This is a genomic window from Streptomyces sp. NPDC003036, from assembly GCF_040611175.1.
Classification (GTDB): domain Bacteria; phylum Actinomycetota; class Actinomycetes; order Streptomycetales; family Streptomycetaceae; genus Streptomyces.
The window spans coordinates 44,716-61,135 of record NZ_JBEXNO010000022.1 but is presented as its reverse complement, the minus strand read 5'-3'; the positions used below and the strand labels follow the sequence as shown (position 1 = coordinate 61,135).

The 16,420-nt window shown below is 74.0% G+C and carries 10 protein-coding genes; 8 read left to right on the top strand and 2 right to left on the bottom strand.

The annotated features are described in order from the left end of the window. Nucleotides 1-67 precede the first annotated feature (67 nt). The gene (locus tag ABZX67_RS18060; RefSeq protein WP_355361170.1) at nucleotides 68-490 is read left to right on the top strand and encodes a VOC family protein; all 423 of its coding nucleotides are present in this window, start codon (nucleotides 68-70) and stop codon (nucleotides 488-490) included. On the opposite strand, the gene ABZX67_RS18055 is transcribed toward ABZX67_RS18060, so the two are convergent. Then, nucleotides 406-1,167, bottom strand: coding sequence for a helix-turn-helix domain-containing protein (locus tag ABZX67_RS18055; RefSeq protein ID WP_355361280.1), 762 nt, complete (start codon nucleotides 1,165-1,167; stop codon nucleotides 406-408). The two genes, ABZX67_RS18060 and ABZX67_RS18055, sit on opposite strands and share 85 nt — an antisense overlap. Before the next feature lie 101 nt (nucleotides 1,168-1,268). Here ABZX67_RS18055 and ABZX67_RS18050 point away from each other — a divergent pair, with 101 nt between their 5' ends. From ABZX67_RS18050 to ABZX67_RS18035, 4 genes are read left to right on the top strand one after another with little or no spacing between them, the layout of a single operon-like run. After that, entirely contained in the window at nucleotides 1,269-1,631 is a 363-nt protein-coding gene (locus ABZX67_RS18050) for a CU044_2847 family protein (RefSeq protein WP_355361168.1), read from the top strand. Next, a complete protein-coding gene (locus ABZX67_RS18045) occupies nucleotides 1,628-3,388 on the top strand; it encodes a trypsin-like peptidase domain-containing protein (RefSeq protein ID WP_355361166.1) in 1,761 nt (586 codons plus the stop codon). The genes ABZX67_RS18050 and ABZX67_RS18045 overlap by 4 nt, the downstream gene beginning before the upstream one ends. Nucleotides 3,389-3,407: 19 nt before the next feature. Further along, the gene (locus tag ABZX67_RS18040) at nucleotides 3,408-4,415 is read left to right on the top strand and encodes a MoxR family ATPase (RefSeq protein WP_355361164.1); all 1,008 of its coding nucleotides are present in this window, start codon (nucleotides 3,408-3,410) and stop codon (nucleotides 4,413-4,415) included. Then, nucleotides 4,405-8,016, top strand: a complete 3,612-nt coding sequence (locus tag ABZX67_RS18035) for an SAV_2336 N-terminal domain-related protein (RefSeq protein WP_355361162.1) — start codon at nucleotides 4,405-4,407, stop codon at nucleotides 8,014-8,016. The genes ABZX67_RS18040 and ABZX67_RS18035 overlap by 11 nt, the downstream gene beginning before the upstream one ends. A gap of 13 nt (nucleotides 8,017-8,029) precedes the next feature. Here the strand turns inward: ABZX67_RS18035 and ABZX67_RS18030 are convergent, their stop codons facing one another. Continuing rightward, nucleotides 8,030-9,208 carry a YihY/virulence factor BrkB family protein gene (locus tag ABZX67_RS18030; protein ID WP_355361160.1) on the bottom strand — a complete coding sequence of 393 codons (1,179 nt, stop codon included), beginning with the start codon at nucleotides 9,206-9,208 and terminating at the stop codon, nucleotides 8,030-8,032. Between the two features lie 17 nt (nucleotides 9,209-9,225). Here ABZX67_RS18030 and ABZX67_RS18025 point away from each other — a divergent pair, with 17 nt between their 5' ends. The 3 genes from ABZX67_RS18025 to ABZX67_RS18015 all read left to right on the top strand — a co-directional run bounded on the left by ABZX67_RS18025 (nucleotide 9,226) and on the right by ABZX67_RS18015 (nucleotide 16,398). After that, nucleotides 9,226-10,863 (top strand): acyl-CoA dehydrogenase family protein, encoded by a 1,638-nt coding sequence (locus ABZX67_RS18025; RefSeq protein WP_355361158.1) that lies wholly within the window; start codon nucleotides 9,226-9,228, stop codon nucleotides 10,861-10,863. Nucleotides 10,864-11,154: 291 nt separating this feature from the next. Then, nucleotides 11,155-12,474 carry a GAF domain-containing protein gene (locus ABZX67_RS18020; protein ID WP_355361156.1) on the top strand — a complete coding sequence of 440 codons (1,320 nt, stop codon included), beginning with the start codon at nucleotides 11,155-11,157 and terminating at the stop codon, nucleotides 12,472-12,474. Between the two features lie 354 nt (nucleotides 12,475-12,828). Then, on the top strand, nucleotides 12,829-16,398 hold the full coding sequence (locus ABZX67_RS18015) for an ATP-binding protein (RefSeq protein ID WP_355361154.1): 3,570 nt from the start codon (nucleotides 12,829-12,831) through the stop codon (nucleotides 16,396-16,398). Nucleotides 16,399-16,420 lie beyond the last annotated feature (22 nt).

Below are 16,420 nucleotides of genomic sequence, written 5' to 3'. Positions count from 1 at the left end.
TGATGACCATTCGGTGACGTCCGATTCGTACAAGACCGGCCGAGCGGCGGCTGCCTAGCGTGCCGTCATGACCACTACTCCACGACTGGATGCCCTCGGTCTCGTCGTCTCCGACATGGCCGCCTCGCTCGCCTTCTACCGCCGCCTCGGCCTCGACATCCCCGCAGGCGCCGAGGCGGCCCCGCACGTCGAGGTCACGCTGCCCGGCGGCCTGCGGGTGCTGTGGGACACCGAGGACGTCATCCGCTCCTTCGACCCGGACTGGACGCGCCCGCGCGGCGGCGACCGCGTCGGCCTCGCGTTCCGCTGCGCGGACCCGGCGGCGGTGGACGCGCTGTACGCGTCGCTGGTCGCCGCCGGCCACCGCGGGCACCTGAAGCCCTGGGACGCCGCCTGGGGCCAGCGTTACGCGGTGGTGCTGGACCCCGACGGCTGCGGGGTGTCCCTCTTCGCCGACGCGGGTACGGACGCCGGTACCGACGCCGCGTAGGCGCTGAGCGTGGTGCCGGCCAGGGCGCGCACCTCCCGCGCGAGGTGCGCCTGGTCGGCGCAGCCCGCCTCGACCGCCGCCCGCGCGTACGGCACGCCGGCCCGTACCAGCGCGAGCGCGCGCTGGAGCCGCAGCACACGCGCGAGCGTCTTGGGGCCGTAGCCGAAGGCGTCCAGCGAGCGCCGGTGCAGGTGGCGGGCGCCGAGCCCCACGGCCGCGGCGGTGGCGGCGACCGGCCGTCCGGCGGCCAGGCCGGCGACCACGGCCCGCAGCAGCGGATCGGGCCGGGGCGCCTCGGCGGCGAGGCGCAGCGCCAGCTCCTCCAGCGCGGCAACCGGGTCGGGGGCGGCCGACACGCGCTCGGCGAGGCGCCGCACCCGCGCGCCGGGCCACAGGGCGTCCAGGTCGACGCGCCGGTCGCGCAGCTCGTGCGCGGGCACGCCCAGGATCAGCGGCGCGTCCCCGGGCGCGAACCGGACCCCGGCGTACGCGGCACCGGGGTCCTCGGGGACGTACGCCCGGGTGTCGGGACCGGCGACGAGCAGCCGCCCGTCGGTCCACAGCAGGTCCATGCACCCGTCGGGCAGCACCCTGCCGACGCGGCCCGGGGAACCGGTCCGGCTCCACACGACGGCGCCGTCGAGGCGTGCGGGTCGTTCCTCGTACACGACTCCCAGGCTAGGCGTCCGAACGCCTGAACCGCTGGACGCCTGACACCGGCCCTGACGGTCGGACAGAATGAACACCTGGTCCACGTCGTATCACCGCGGGGGTTGTCGTGAGCGCACTGATGGAATTCACCACGGACAGCGGCGCTCAGGTCGTGGTGGAGGTCGACCGCCACCAGCCCGGCGCGAAGCTGGTCTCGCGTGGCGGCAACTCCCTGGTCGTGGCCGGCCGGACCTTCGACGAAGCGCTTCAGGGCATCCGCTCGGCGGCCGAGTCCGCGCTCACCGTGTTCAGGGACGGCTCCCTCAGGCCGGACGGGGTGGAGCTGGAGTTCGGCGTCAGGCTCACGGCGGAGGCCGGTGCCGTGATCGCCAAGAGCGCGCTCGAGGGCCACCTGACGGTCAAGCTCTCCTGGAACCCGGGGGCGACGGCCCAGGCCGACACGGATCAGGCCGGCACGGCCGACCGGTGACGGCCTCCCCCGCCTGGCACGCGCGCGTGGAGCTGGACGGCGTGGTGGCGGGCTCCGGCTTCCTCGTCACCGCCGACTCCGTGCTGACCTGCGCCCATGTCGTGGGCGCCGCGGACCGCGCGGAGGTCTCCTTCCCGGGTGCGCCGGGCCTCGAACGGCTGACGGCGACGGTGGCGGTACGCGGCTCCTGGGCGAGCGGACCGCTGGACCGGGGCGACGTGGCGGTGCTCCGCCTCGACCGGCCGGTGGACATCGAGCCCGCCGCCTTCGCCGGGCTCGACGAGCCGTACCCGGCGCACGGCCGTGCGCAGCGGATCGTCGCGTACGGCTTCCCCGACGGGTACGACCAGGACGGCGTCCAGAGCGAGCTGCGCGTCACCTCCCACCAGCTCATCCAGGACGAGTGGGCCCAGCTGGAGTCCTGGAGCGGCTACGGCCAGGAGCCCGCCCACGGGTTCAGCGGCGCCGCGGCGATGCTGGAGGGCAGCGGCACCGTGGTCGGCATGGTCACCGCCCACGATCCGGCCATCCGCAACGGGCGCATGCTCCCCGCCCGGGTGCTCGTCCGGCACTGGCCCGCGCTCGCCGACCTCGTGCCCACCCCCGGCTACCCGGCCGCGGAGAAGCGGCGGTTGCGCGAACTGGTCGAGCGGGTCACCGCACCGGACGTGCCCGTCGACCGGCTGATGCGTTCGGCGGTCAGCCCGCTCGGCATCGCTCCGCCGCCTGCCGGACGGCTGAACGGGCTCTGGCACGCCGTCTGGTACCTGCTGTCGGAGGCACCTCCGCGCCGCGGCGCCCTGCCGCTGGCCGAGCTGGCGGTACGCCTCGCCGACCTGGTACCGGACGAGGGGCTCGGCGGGGAGCTGCGCGCTTGGGCGCGGGCACACCGCGCGCGCCACGGCGCCCCGGCCCCCGCCGCGCGTACGGTCGGGCAGCGGGAACGCCGCCGCTGGTCGCCGATCCTCGTCGAGATCGAGCGCAGCGGCGCGGACCGCAACGTCGTCCTGGCGGAGGTGTCCGCGTACCGCGAGGGCGGCCGGCTGCTCGTCGGTGAGAAGCGCCTGCCGAAGGGCCAGGTCCGCTCCTGGGTGCTGGACCGGATCGACGAGGCCTTCGGTGAGATCGACACCGACGGCCGGGAGCTGATCGCCTTCTCCCTGCCGCGCGACTGGCTCAACCAGCCGGTCGACCGGTGGACACGGCGCAAGGACAAGGAGGCGCCGCTCGGCTGCCACTCGCCCGTCGTGGTCATGGACCATCAGCGGCGGGCACGGGAGCGGCTGCAGTTCCGGCTCAGGAGGATGTGGGAGGACCTCGACCGGCAGGACGGCTCCTCGCTGCACCGGATCGGCTGCGACGGGCCGTACCGGCCGGCGCGGTTGTCCGTCCTGTTGCAGGACGTGTACGCGCCGGTCGGCTTCGCGCGACCGCCCAGAGCCGCCCGCGACCGGGAGCTGCACGGTGCCGCGCTGGACGCCCCGGCGCCGATCGTGCTGTGGCCGCGGCGTACGGACTGCCCGCCCGGTGGGGCGTGCCACGGCGCCTGCGACGGTAACGGCTTCCTGGACCGGCTGGCCGCGTACCTCTCCGCCCTCCCTCCGGCGGAACTGCCGGAGAGGATCCTCCAGTTGCGCAAGGAGGCCTTTCTGCACGAGGGTCCGCAGCCGCACTGGGCGGCCGAGCTGTCCCTGCTGTGGGAAGACCCCCGCTGGTTCCCCGAGATCCGTCCGCTGCGCCGGTCCCCCGTCGGCTGACCCCTTCCGGAGAGCTTCGATGACGCCCCAGGCCCCATGGCCCGTCTACAACGGATCGAACGAACCGCACGACGGGATCGACCGCCTGCCCGCACCGCCGCCGTGGCGGGACTTCGACGGCGGTCCGCCCCTCCCGGCCCCCCGCGCGGCCGCCGCCGACTCCCCCGACCGGGCGCACCGCGCCCGGGCGTACCGGCCGACGGAGCAGAGCGTCGCGCTGGTGAACGCCGCGCTCTTCCTGCGCCGGCCGCTGCTGGTGACGGGCCCACCCGGGAGCGGCAAGTCGAGCCTCCCGTACGCGGTGGCGCGTGAGTTGCGCCTGGGGCCCGTGTTGCGCTGGAACGTCACCAGCCGGTCGGCGCTGGCCGACGGGCTGTACCGGTACGACCCCCTCTCGCGGCTGTACGCCGCGGGCCACCAGCCCGAGGACAGCGCCATCGAGGACCACCTGCGGCTGGGACCGCTGGGCACCGCGCTGTTGCCGTACGAACGGCCCCGGGTACTCCTCATCGACGAGATCGACAAGAGCGACCTCGACCTCCCCAACGATCTGCTGAACGTTCTGGAGGAGGGGCAGTACGAGATCCCGGAGCTGGTCCGCGCCGCCCGCACGCGCCCCGAGGCGGCCGTGATGGTCGCCGACTCGGACGATCGGGTGCCGGTACGGCACGGCCGGGTGCGCTGCCGGGCCTTTCCCTTCGTGGTGCTGACGAGCAACGGGGAACGCGAGTTCCCGCCCGCGTTCCTGCGCCGGTGTGTGACGCTGGAGCTCCGCCGGCCGCTGCCGGGGCACCTGGAGGAGATCGTCCGTGCCCACCTCGGCGAACTGGACGACCATGACCGGGAGCTGGTCGCCGCCTTCCTGCGTCGCGGTACGGCCGGGGAGCTGGCTACGGACCAGCTCCTCAACGCCATTTACCTGACCCGCGCGTCCGGTCTCGACGCGGGTTCGCGCGACGAGCTGGCGGAGGCCTTGATGCCCTATCTGAGCCGGGCCGCGGGCGCGTGGGACGGCGATGACCTCTGAGGCGCAAGCGCTGGCCGCCGTCCTGGCGGAGGCCGGCGCCACCGCGCCCACGGGCCGGGAGCTGGCGGAAGTGCTGTGGCTGGCCCGGCATCTGCCGCCGCCCGAGCCCGCCGCGTCGCCGTACGTCCGGGGACACGGGCTCCAATCCGGGGACCGATCGGTGCAGCTCGTGGCGCCCGGTGACCTGCCGGCGCCCGCCACGCCTCCGGCACCGTCGCCGACTCCTCCCTCGGCCTCTCCTGACGCGTCACCGTCACCGACAGGCGGCGCACCCGCCCGCGCCGCCGGTCTCGTCCCCCTGCACACCCCCACCCGGTCCCCCGGCCCCGCCGAGGGGGGCCCGCCCGGCGCCGGGCACGCGCCCCTGCTGGTGCCCGCCCCGCCGATGCTGGCCCATCCGCTGACGGTCCAGCGTTCCCTGCGCCCGCTGCGGCGCACGGTGCCCAGCGCCTCGCGCCGGGAACTCGACGAGGTCGAGACGGCCCATCACATCGCGGCGCTGGGGGCCCGGCCGGGACTGTGGTTTCCCGTGCTGAGGCCGGAGCGGGAGCGCTGGCTGCACCTGCGGCTGGTCTTCGACGCCGGGCCGACGATGACCATGTGGCGACCGCTGCTGCGCGACCTGCACACCGCGCTCTCCCAGACCGGCGCCTTCCGCAGGCTGGACGTGCTGCGCCTCGGTACCGACGGCCGCCTCCCGCCGCGGCCCTGGGAGCGGGGCCGCACCGCCGTCCTGGTCGTCAGCGACTGCATGGGCCCGCAGTGGCGGGAGGGCCCGGCCGCACGCCGCTGGCTGCGCTCCCTGCGCGGCTGGGCGCGCGAGCTGCCGGTGGCGGTCCTCCAGCCGCTGCCGGAGCGGCTGTGGCGGCACACGGCCTGCCCACCCGTCGCGGGTACCTTCCGCTCGCCCGGCCCCGGCGTGCCGAACAGCGCGCTGTCCTTCGCGGCGTACGACGGCGGTCCGGGCGGCGCCGGGCCCCCGGTGCCGGTGCTGGAGCCCTCGGGCACCTGGCTCGGCCACTGGGCGTCGCTCGTGGCCTCGCCCGGCGGGACCGAGGTGCCGGGCGCGGCGGCGTTCCCCCGGGAGTGGCCCGCGTCGTACGCGAAGGACGGCTCTGCCGCCGGCCCGGACAGTGCCCAGGACGCGTTCGACCCCGGGACCGCGGACCCGGAGGAGCTCGTGCTCCGCTTCCGGTCCATCGCCTCGCCGCAGGCGTTCCGCCTGGCGGCGCACCTCGCGGTGGGCACCGCGCATCTGCCGGTGATGCGGCTGGTCCAGGCGGCGATCGACGACCAGCCGCAGCCCCAGCACCTCGCGGAGGTGGTGCTCAGCGGCATGCTGCGGGCCGAGCCGGGCCCGGCCGCCGGAGCGTACGACTTCCGCCCCGGGGTCCGCGAGGTGCTGCTCGGCACTCTGCCGCGCACGGCGCTCCTGAGCACCGCGGGTCTGCTCGCCCGGGTGAGCGCCGAGATCGAGTCCCGCGCCGGCGCCGCACCCGGCGAGTTCCGCGCCCTGGCGCGGGGGCGCGGCACCTCGGGCGGCTCGGCGTCGGGGGATCCCTTCGCCCTGGTGAGCGAGGAGAGCGTACGGCTGCTGCGGGGGCCCGGGGCGGCGGCCGAAGCACCATCGGCGGCCGAGGTACCGGCCGACGCGGCACCGGCGACCGCGGTCCCTCCTCCCCCGCTGAGCAGCGACCGGTACGAGCTGGGCCAGTACATCGGGCGGGGCTCGACGGGCAGCGTGTGGCGGGGGCACGACCGGTACTTCGGGCGTCCGGTCGCGATCAAGTTCTTCCCGTACCCGCCGCTCGGCAGTGCCTCGGCCACGGGCTGGGGCACCGGTGAACTGGACCGCCAGACCGTCACGGCGAGGTTCCTGTCCCAGGCGCACGAACTGGCGCAGCTGTCCCACCCCAACCTGGTACGGATCTTCGACGCGTTCGCGCTGGACGAGGGGTGCTGCCTGGTGTCGGAGTGGGTACCGGGAGACTCGCTGCGCCACCATCTCGACGACCGCGGGCGGCTGACCGCCGCCGAGGCCGTGCCCCTCGCGCGCGGCGTGCTGAACGGACTGTGGGCACTGCACCACTGGCGGGGGATCGCCCACGGGAACCTCACCCCGGCCAAGGTCCTGGGCATCAGCGACGGTCTGCCCCGGCTCACCGGCTTCGGAATGCACTGGCCCTACGCGCGGCGCGACGCCGACGCGGCGAGGCCGGAGGACGACCTGTACGGACTGGGCTCACTGCTGTACGAGATGCTCACCGGCACCACTCCGGGGCGGAATCACCCGCCGCTGCGCGAGGTGCTGCCGGATGTGCCGCCCGAACTGGACTCCGCCGTCCGGGAACTGCTGTCACCGGTGCCGGACAACCGGCCGCGCGGCGCCATGGCGCTGACCATGCTGCGGCACGAGTCCGGCAGGCCGCGCGAGTCCGTCTACTACCAGCTGCTCGGCAAGCCGCGGGCGCAGATCAGGGGCGTGGACGCCTCCCAGCACTCCTTCCAGGAGAACGCCTTCCTCTGCGGCCTGCTGCTCGCTCGCGGTGCGCCCGTCACGGAGGAGGAGATGCGGGAGGTCCTGCGCGAGTCGCCGCACATCCGGCCGTCCCAGTACGCCCTGCACCTGAGGGCCCTGGGGCACAAGATCGAGGCGGAGGACGGCGCGTACCGGCTGCCCGTGCCCGCATCCGGCCTGGACCTCGCGCGGGCGGAGGAACTGGTGACGCTGGCCGAACGGGCCCACGCACGCGGGGACGTGGCCGAGGGCGTGGAGTACTACAGATCGGCGCTCGCGCTCTGGTACGGCGACCCGCTGGAGGGCGTGCCGGGTGCCTGGGCCGAGCGGGAGCGACAGCGGCTGCGGGAGTGGCACGCGGAGCTGACGGGGCGACTGGCGGCGCTGGAGCAGCCGGGGACCATCGCGACGGGATGGTTGCTGATCGACACGGGCGCGGCCGACCCGCGCACCCGGACAAACCCCCGGAGCGAGCTGCTGAGGAGGGCCGCGGAGGCTGTGGCGGGAGTGCTCGGCGGTCATCGGCCGTGGCAGTCGGTCCGGTCCGGAGAGCCGGTGTACCGGATCAGTTCGCCCATCCCGCCGAACGTCTCACCGCAGGCCGTGGTGGAGTGGGCCGTCGGCGCGTTCCCCGCCACTCTCGCGGTCGTCGCCCCGCCCATGCCGTCCTTCCCGCCGCAGCGCTTCACCGTGGTCGTACACGACGAGGCACGGCTCCCAGCGGCCGAGATGCTGGCCAGTGCCGGGGGGATCCAGCCCGAGGTGCCCGACCGGGCCGCGGCCCTGGAGGTCACCGTACTGATCTCGCACCGGGTACGGGCAGGGCTGCCCCGGGCGCTGCAGCGGAACTTCGCCCGGATCACCGCGACGGCCGGCGGGTGGCGGCACGTCGTGCCGGTACGCCAGGCCGACCACACGGATCACCTGCCGCACCACGTGCCGGACGGCGACGGCGACGCCCCGCCGGTCGTCGACGAGAACCGCGGTGGCTTGCTGCGGGGGTTGGCCCGCCGACTGGGTCTGGGCGGCGGCGGCGGCGCCGGCGAAAGCGGGCCGGGCCCCGGACCGCGAGACACCCCCTAGGGGCGGCTGGAGATCAGGCCGGCCGTTCCTTGCCGCCACGGTCCTTCTCGCCACGGTCCTTGTCGCGGTCCCGCTCCTTCTCCTTCGACGTGTGCAGCCGCGCCACCACGTCGTCCGGCGGCAGGAAGCGCGACCAGCGCTCCGGGAACTCCGAGGGCATGTCGGGGTCCTCGTCGTCCAGGTCCTCCACCGCCGCCTTCGCCCGGGCCACCAGGGCGGCGGCCTCGGCCGCGCGGGCGCGTTCGTTCTCGGCGCGGGCGGCGGCGGTGGCGACGGACGGCCAGACGCGGTCGATCGCGGCGTTCACCGCGGCGCCGACCAGGACCGCGAAGGCGGAGATGCCGATCCACAGCAGGACCGCGATGGGGGCGGACAGCGAGCCGTAGATCGTGGGCCCCTCGACCGTGCTGGTCAGGTAGATGCGCAGCAGGAAGCTGCCGAGCACCCACATCCCGAGGGCCACCAGGGCGCCCGGTACGTCCTCGATCCAGGGCGAGCGGACCGGGACGGACACGTGGTACAGCGTGGTGAGGAAGGCGATGGACAGGAGGATGACGACGGGCCAGTAGAGGATCGAGACGACTTCCGTGCCCCAGGGGATCAGTTCCACCACCCGGTCGGGGCCCACGACGGCCAGCGGCAGGACGACCGCGCCGATCAGCAGAGCCACGATGTAGAGGAGGAAGGCGAGCAGCCGGGTGGCGACGATGCCCCGGTGGCCGTCGAGGCCGTACATCACCGTGATGGTGTCGATGAAGACGTTCACGGCGCGCGAGCCCGACCACAGGGCGATGGCGAAACCGATGGAGATCACGTCCGGGCGGCCGCCCTTGGTGACGTCCTCCAGGAGCGGTTTGGCGATGTCGTTGACGCCCCGCTCGGACAGGACCGTGCCCACGGCCGCGAGGATGTTCTTCTCGATGGAGGCGACCGTGGTGGTGTCGGTCCACTCGTCGATGTAGCCGAGCAGCCCGAGCAGGCCCAGCATCAAGGGCGGCAGCGACAGCAGGGTGAAGAACGCCGCTTCGGCGGCGAGACCGAGGATCCGGTACTCGATGCACGAATTGACGGTGTCCTTCAGGAGGAGCCACGCCATTTTCCGCTTGGAGACGTTGCGGTAGAGGGCCCGCGCCCGGTGAAGTCGGCCCGGTGACCTGGGGTGCCACTGGGGTGTTTCTTTTGCTGCCTGCACCTCCTTACCGTATCCGCATGGCAGCCACCACCCACACAGTGACCAACCAGCCTCCGCCCCTGGTCGGGTACGACGTCTTCGCCGCCGATCACGCCCTGACCGAGGCCGTGGAACGCCACCTTCCGCCCGAACTCCTCGACGAGGCCCGAGGCGAGCTGTCCAAGCTCGGCACCACGGCCGGGTCCGTCCAGGCGCAGGACTGGGGCGTCCTCGCCAACGAGAACCCTCCGAAGCTGCGCACCCACGACCGGTACGGCAACCGCATCGACCACGTCGACTTCCACCCGGCCTGGCACCGGCTGCTCGGCCACGCGGTGACCAACGGCCTCACCAACGCCTGGGGCAAGCCCGGCGGCCACGTCCGGCGCGCCGCCGGGTTCCTGGTGTGGACGCAGACCGAGGCCGGGCACGGCTGTCCGCTGTCGATGACGCACGCCGCCGTGCCGGCGCTGCGCACGGATCCCGAGCTCGCCGCCGTGTGGGAGCCGAAGCTGACCTCGCAGGTGTACGAGGGCGAGGAGCTGCGGCCCGCCGCCGAGAAGAACGGCGTGCTCTTCGGGATGGGCATGACCGAGAAGCAGGGCGGCAGCGACGTACGGGCCAACACGACGGCGGCCACGCCTCTGGGCGGGGAGGGCGAGTACGCCCTGACCGGGCACAAGTGGTTCTGCTCCGCGCCCATGTCGGACGCCTTCCTGGTGCTGGCGCAGGCGCCCGGGGGGCTGACCTGCTTCCTAGTGCCGCGCGTCCTCGACGACGGCACCCGCAACGTCTTCATGATCCAGCGGCTGAAGGACAAGCTGGGCAACCGGTCGAACGCGTCGAGCGAGGTGGAGTTCGACGGGACGTGGGCGCGCCGGGTCGGCGAGGAGGGCCGCGGGGTGCGCACCATCATCGAGATGGTGGCGGCGACCCGGCTGGACTGCGTGGTCGGCTCGGCGGCGCTGATGCGCCAGGCGGTGGCGCAGGCCGTGCACCACGCCGCGTACCGCAGCGCGTTCGGCGGCGTACTGATCGACAAGCCGCTCATGCGCAACGTCCTGGCCGATCTGGCGCTGGAGTCGGAGGCGGCGACCGCGCTGGCGATGCGCCTGGCGGCCGCGTACGACTCCGACAGCGAGCAGGAGAAGGCGTTCCTGCGCCTCGCGGTGCCGGCGGCCAAGTACTGGGTGACCAAGCGGTGTACGCCGGTGACGGCGGAGGCGCTGGAGTGCCTGGGCGGCAACGGCTACGTCGAGGAGTCGGGGATGCCGCGGCTGCTGCGCGAGTCGCCGCTGAACTCCATCTGGGAGGGCTCGGGCAACGTCCAGGCACTGGACGTGCTGCGGGCGCTGCAGCGCGAGCCGCTGGCGCTCAACGCCCTGCTGGAGGAGGTCGGCAAGGCGCGGGGCGCCGACCACCGGCTGGACGCGTCGATCAAGGACCTGCTGACCGAACTGGCCGACCTCGAGGGCGTCGAGGCGCGGGCGCGCCGGCTGGTGGAGCGGATGGCGCTCGTCCTCCAGGGCTCCCTGCTGGTGCGGTGGGCCCCGGCGGCGGTGGCGGACGCGTTCTGCGCGTCGCGCCTGGGCGGCGACTGGGGCGCGGCGTTCGGGACACTGCCGCACACCCTGGACCTGGGGAGCGTGGTGGAACGGGCGCGGGCGGTCGTCTGACGCGAGGCTCCGGAAGCGGGAGCAAGCGGGCGCGGGCCGCTGTGTCCGTACGGCCCGCGCCCAGGGAGAGTGGGGTGGTGCTGCGCCGACACGGCACCAACCCAGTGCTCGTACCGGAGGCCCGTCGCCGGACGACCGGTACGACGCCACTTTCGTACAGGCGCACGCCCCCGCGCGAGAGTTGCAAGGGGTTGCAGCGTCATGGGCAAAACCGATGCATGCCCGTGGCGGTCAGGGGAGGATGGGGTGACGTATACCGGCCACCGTGTACGGGGCAGCGGGGAGGGACAGGTGGGCAGGGCGACTGTCGACATGGCGCGACTCGCCGCCATGGACGCGCGGGACGCGGCGCTGCTGCTCAAAGGGGTGCGGGACGCCACGCTCAGGGGCGGACGCTCGCCGCTGGCGCCGCGCGCCGACATCCGCGAGTCCTGGCAGCGGATGCTGCGCAAGGGCGTGGATCCGGACGGGGACCACCGCTCGCGGCTGCTGTCGTCGGGCGAGCTGGAGCGCCGCCGCAGCGCCTCGCCGCTGGCGGAGCTGCTGCCGCTGCTGCGGGAGGGGCTGATGGCGGCGCCGGGCTCGGCTTCCGGGTCGGTGCAGCACATCATGGTCGTGGCGGACGCGGAGGGCCGGGTGCTGTGGCGGGAGGGCAGTCCGGCGGTCCTGCGGAAGGCGGACGGGCACGGGTTCGAGCCGGGCGCGGACTGGACGGAGGCGACCGTCGGGACCAACGGGCTGGGTACGCCGCTGGTGACGCGCCGCCCGGTGCAGGTGCACTCGGCGGAGCACTTCGTGTCGACGCACCACTCCTGGACGTGCGCGGGCGCGCCGATCACCGACCCGCGGGACGGGCGGCTGCTCGGCGCGGTCGATGTGAGCGGGCCGCTGGCGACGATGCACCCGGCGACGCTGCTGCTGGTGAGCTCCGTGGCGAAGCTCGCCGAAGCGGAGCTGCGGAACCGGCACTTCGCGGCGCTGGAGCGGCTGCGTTCGGTGGCGGCGCCGGTGCTGTGCCGGGTGGGGGGCCGGGCGCTGGCGGTGGACGCCCACGGGTGGACGGCGGCGGTGACCGGCATGCCGCCGGTGGGCCGGCTGACGCTGCCGCGCGGTTTCGGGGCGGGCCGGGTGCTGGTGCCGTCGCTGGGGCGGTGTGCTGTGGAGCCGCTGCCGGGCGGCTGGCTGCTGCGGGTGGAGGACGAGGACGACGCGCACACGGCGACGGCCGCGGGCCCGGGCCGGGTGGTCCTGGACGTGAGCCGGCCGCGCCGCTGGTCCCTGGAGGTGTCCGGCGGGGCGGGTGGCTGGACGCAGGAGCTGAGCCCGCGCCATGCCGAGCTGCTGTACGTCCTGGCCCGGCACCCGGAGGGGCGCAGCGCGGCGCAGCTGGCGGAGGACGTGTTCGGCGACCGTACGCGGACCGTGACGGTCCGCGCGGAGATGTCGCGGATCCGCCGCACGCTGGGCGGGGTGCTGGCGCACCGCCCGTACCGTTTCCGCGAGGAGGTGGAGGTGGTCCTCCGCCATCCGGACGATCTGTCCGAGCTGCTGCCGCACTCGACGGCGCCGGCGGTTCTGGCGGCGCGGGGCGGTGCGGCTTCTAAGCTGTGAGCCGCACGGCGTAGGTGGCGGGGAGGCGCGGGGGATGCGGGATGCGGGCGGCCGGAACGTGGTGGGCGACAGCACGGTGGTCGGTCCCGTCGTACAGGCGCAGCACATCGGGCAGCTGACGATCCAGCAGGCGGCTGTGCCTCTCCTTCCGTCGGGTGCGGAGGACCCGTGGGTATCGGCGGTCCGTGGCTCCGCCGTCTGGAAGCACGTGCCGGACAGCCGGGACGCCGGGCCGCACCGCGAGGCCGCCGCGGCGATGGCCGGTGCGCTGGCCCGGCTGCGCGACGCGGCCGAGGCGCGCCTGGCCGACGACCGTGGCAGGACCCGCACAGCGCCCTGCGTTTCGCCGAGCGGGTGGAGTGGCTGCTGGGCGAGGAGCCGGAGCTGGATCTCCATCCGGCGGAGGCGGCACTGTTCGTACTGGTCCCCCTCCTGTCACGGGTGCACGACCTGCGGACGGCGGTGGACCGGCTGGACGTCGAGCCGTGGAGGCTCGGCGCGGCGGTGCACGCGCCCGAGCGGGCGTCGTTCGACGCGTACGCCGACGGCCACCGGCTGCTGGTGCAGCGGGCGCTGCTGCGCCCGGAGGCCGAGGCACCGATCGGCTGGTGGCTGTACCACCGGTGGCTGGTGCGGCACGAGAGCCATGCGCACGAGGACACGGTGCGGGAGCTGCTGGACGCGGCGGGCGGGCCGGACCCCATGCTCAACCGGGTGGTGACCCCGCGCCGGGTCGGCAGGCTGCTGCACGCGCTGCGGCGCGGCCCCGACGTGTGCAACCCCGAGTTCCTGGACGCTCTGCCGTCGGAGGAGTCACTGGGCGTCCAACGGGTGCGGGACCAGCGGCTGGCGCTGCTGTGCTCGCTGGCGTACGCGCTGACGGCCGAAGCGACCACGCTGCCCGACATCGTGGCCGAACACCTGGGCATCCCGCACCCGGTGGACCTCGCCGCGCTGCGCTCCACCCTGGAGGAGTCGTCGTGGGGCGGCCCTGCGGACCTGCCGGTGCTGCGCGCCGAGTGCGCGCACGAGGCGGTCGTGGAGGGCCTGCGGGCAGCCGTGGCCCGCATGGACGAGACGCTGCACGCGGTGACCCGCACGGTACGGGAGCGGGTCACGCACCCGATGCCGCGCCTGCCGGTACGGCTGTCGGCCGACGGAGTCGTACCGGCGGACGGCACCTTCACCGGCTGGGCGAGCTTCCGCCTCGACGAGCGCCGGGTGCGCGAGCTCCTGATGGGCGTCCAGCTCTACAAGGACCCGGACCTGGCGGTCCGGGAGCTCTACCAGAACGCCCTGGACGCCTGCCGCTATCGGCGCGCCAGGACGGAGTACCTGGACCGGACGCACGCGGGTGCGACGTACGCGTACGAGGGCTCCATCGTCTTCGAGCAGAGCGTCGACGACGACGGCCGCGCGTACGTGGAGTGCCGTGACAACGGCATCGGGATGGGCGAGGCGGAGCTGCGGGGCGTGTTCTCCCACGCGGGCGTGCGCTTCGCGGAGCAGCCGGAGTTCCGCGAGGAGCGCGCGGCGTGGGCGCGGCTGGAGCCGCCCGTCGAGTTCTATCCGAACAGCCGGTTCGGGATCGGTGTGCTCAGCTACTTCATGCTGGCCGACGAGCTGCGCGTCACCACCTGCCGCCTCGGCCGCGACGGGCGCCCGGGGCCGGTGCTGGAGGCGTCGATCTTCGGCCCCGGGCACCTGTTCCGCATCGTGAGACGGGCGGAGCACGGCGAGGAACCGGGGACGACCGTCCGGTTGTATCTGCGGGACGCCGCGCCGCAGGACGCGGAGGGAGGCGACGACTGGTCCTGCCCCGGCGTACTGGACCGGCTTCTGGGCGTCGCGGAGTTCCCGACGGTGGCCCGGCACGGCGTCGATGTCCTCACGTGGGAGCCGGGGCGGCTGCACGAGCGACAAGCATCCGGACAAGAACAGCTCGGCCTGAATGTCTCGGGAGCCATCGGCGCCTGGCCGGACGCTCCGTCCGGGGTCCAGCTCTTCTGGTGCGCGTCCGGGGGTGGGCTGCTGGTGGACGGCCTGGTGGTCCGGTCCGCGGTACAGGGCGGCCTGGTGTCAACCAGGGGCGGCGACCTGCCAGGCGCCGTGGTGAACCTCTCCGGGCCGTTCGCACCGGAGCGCCTCACGGCCGACCGGTCCCAGATCCTGGACGACCTGCGCGAGCCGCTGCGGCGGCTGTCGGCCGATGCCGTGGGCCACCTCTTGGACAGCCCGTTGCTCGACCACCGTTGGCTGACGCGCCTCGCCGAGGACAACGAGGTGCTGGCAGACCTGGTCGTGGAGCGCTGCATCGCCGAGGGCCACGCCATCGCGGTGCAGGACATGACCTTCTGCGACGCCCGGAGAGGCTATCTCGTCGAAGACGTCCCCCTCGTCTTCCCGGAACTGAAGAAGGTGCATGACGCCCGCAGATGGCACACGGCGAGGGAGGTTTCCGTACTGGACCACATCCTGTTGTGGCGGCTGCTGGCCCATCACCCGAACCCTGTACTGAATGAGCTGCTCCAGCTCTGCCCTGAGCTGGACGCCGTTGGCCCTGTGGCACCTGCCCTGCCCTCGGACGGTCGCCTGCTGCGGCAGCGGCGTCGCCTCTCGCGCCCGGGACCGGCCGATGTGGTCCGCGACCTCGCCGACGCCCTCGGCCGATCGCCCCGGGCCGTCGCCTCGCGCGCCGCCGAGCTGGGGTTGCTCGACGGTTTCTGCGAGGAGGAGTTCACCACCGAACTGCCACCGGCGGGGGCGGGCTCGGGGGCGCGGAGGGCGGCCCGTGCGCGCCACAGGCGGCCAGCGGCCGGGGTCAGCCGCCTGCTCCGCACCGCCTGGGAAGAACAGGCGTCGCTCGGCTCCATCGCGTGCCGGTGGAGAAAGGCAGGCATCGATGTCCCGGACGCCATGATCAGGACCGCCGAAGCAGCCGCCGCGGACGATCTGCTGGGTCCCTTTCTGCAACAGGGCCAGGGCACTCGGTGGTTCCTCCCCGGGGTCGATGTCCCGCCCGGTCGGCTGGTGATGTTGGCGATCACCTTGGACGTCACCGTCCCGGAACTCTGCGCCCGCCTGCGCGCCTGTGGACTGCGTGCGGACGGGACCGGGCTGCCCGACCGGCCGGGACCGGAGCTCGGCCGGGCCCTCAGCTACTACCTGACGGCGTCGCCGCCATGGCTGTCACCCGACGATCCTCTGTCTCCCGCGCATGTGCTCGTGGCGGCCCGGGCGTGGGGGACGGCCCCGGCGGACGCGCTGGCCTGGTACGAACGCCTGGGCTTCGCGGCGCCGGAAGAGTTCCCTGCGGAGGTGGAGCCCGATGATCTCGACTTCCTCACTCAGCCGGAGGGCCATGGACTTGGTTGGACGCCCGTGCGACCGGGCGAACCCGTCGACTACGACCACCTGCTCGCAGCCGCTCGACGGTCCGGGGCCTCTCTGGCCTCCGTCGCGTCCCGCCTGCGCGCCTACGGAATCACGGTTCCCGATCTACGCTCCGTCGCCGCATCGAATCTCGACCACCGACTGTTCACGGCCGACTCTCCGCTTCTGTGGGAGGGGCTGCGCACTGACCAGCCCGTACCGTTCGCCCGCATCCTGGACGCCTCCCGGGAGCTGGGCATCGACCCCCGGGCGATCGCCGGCCGACTGGCCGAGTACGGAATCACGTCCTCGTGTCCGGACCTGCCCGAAGGGCTCTCGTACGCGAGTGCTCTCGCCCTGATCCGCGACCGGGAGAAGACGGCCGAAGCCGAAGGCTTCACGCTGCAGATCCTCATCGAAAAGGCCAGGGAGGTCCACCAGCCCATCACCCGCGTCCACCACTGGCTCGTCCAGCTCGGCATCCCCGTCACCGACCCCGCCGAAGCCATCCGCGCCGCCCTCCCCCTCATCCCACGGGCTCCCGCCGACTAACGCCGCTGGCCAGAGCCCCACA

Excerpts from the sequence above, each read along its gene's own strand:
- ABZX67_RS18060 (WP_355361170.1), top strand. The coding sequence starts at position 68 with ATGACCACTACTCCACGACTGGATGCCCTCGGTCTCGTCGTCTCCGAC.
- ABZX67_RS18040 (WP_355361164.1), top strand. The coding sequence starts at position 3,408 with ATGACGCCCCAGGCCCCATGGCCCGTCTACAACGGATCGAACGAACCG.
- ABZX67_RS18035 (WP_355361162.1), top strand. The coding sequence starts at position 4,405 with ATGACCTCTGAGGCGCAAGCGCTGGCCGCCGTCCTGGCGGAGGCCGGC.
- ABZX67_RS18025 (WP_355361158.1), top strand. The coding sequence starts at position 9,226 with ATGGCAGCCACCACCCACACAGTGACCAACCAGCCTCCGCCCCTGGTC.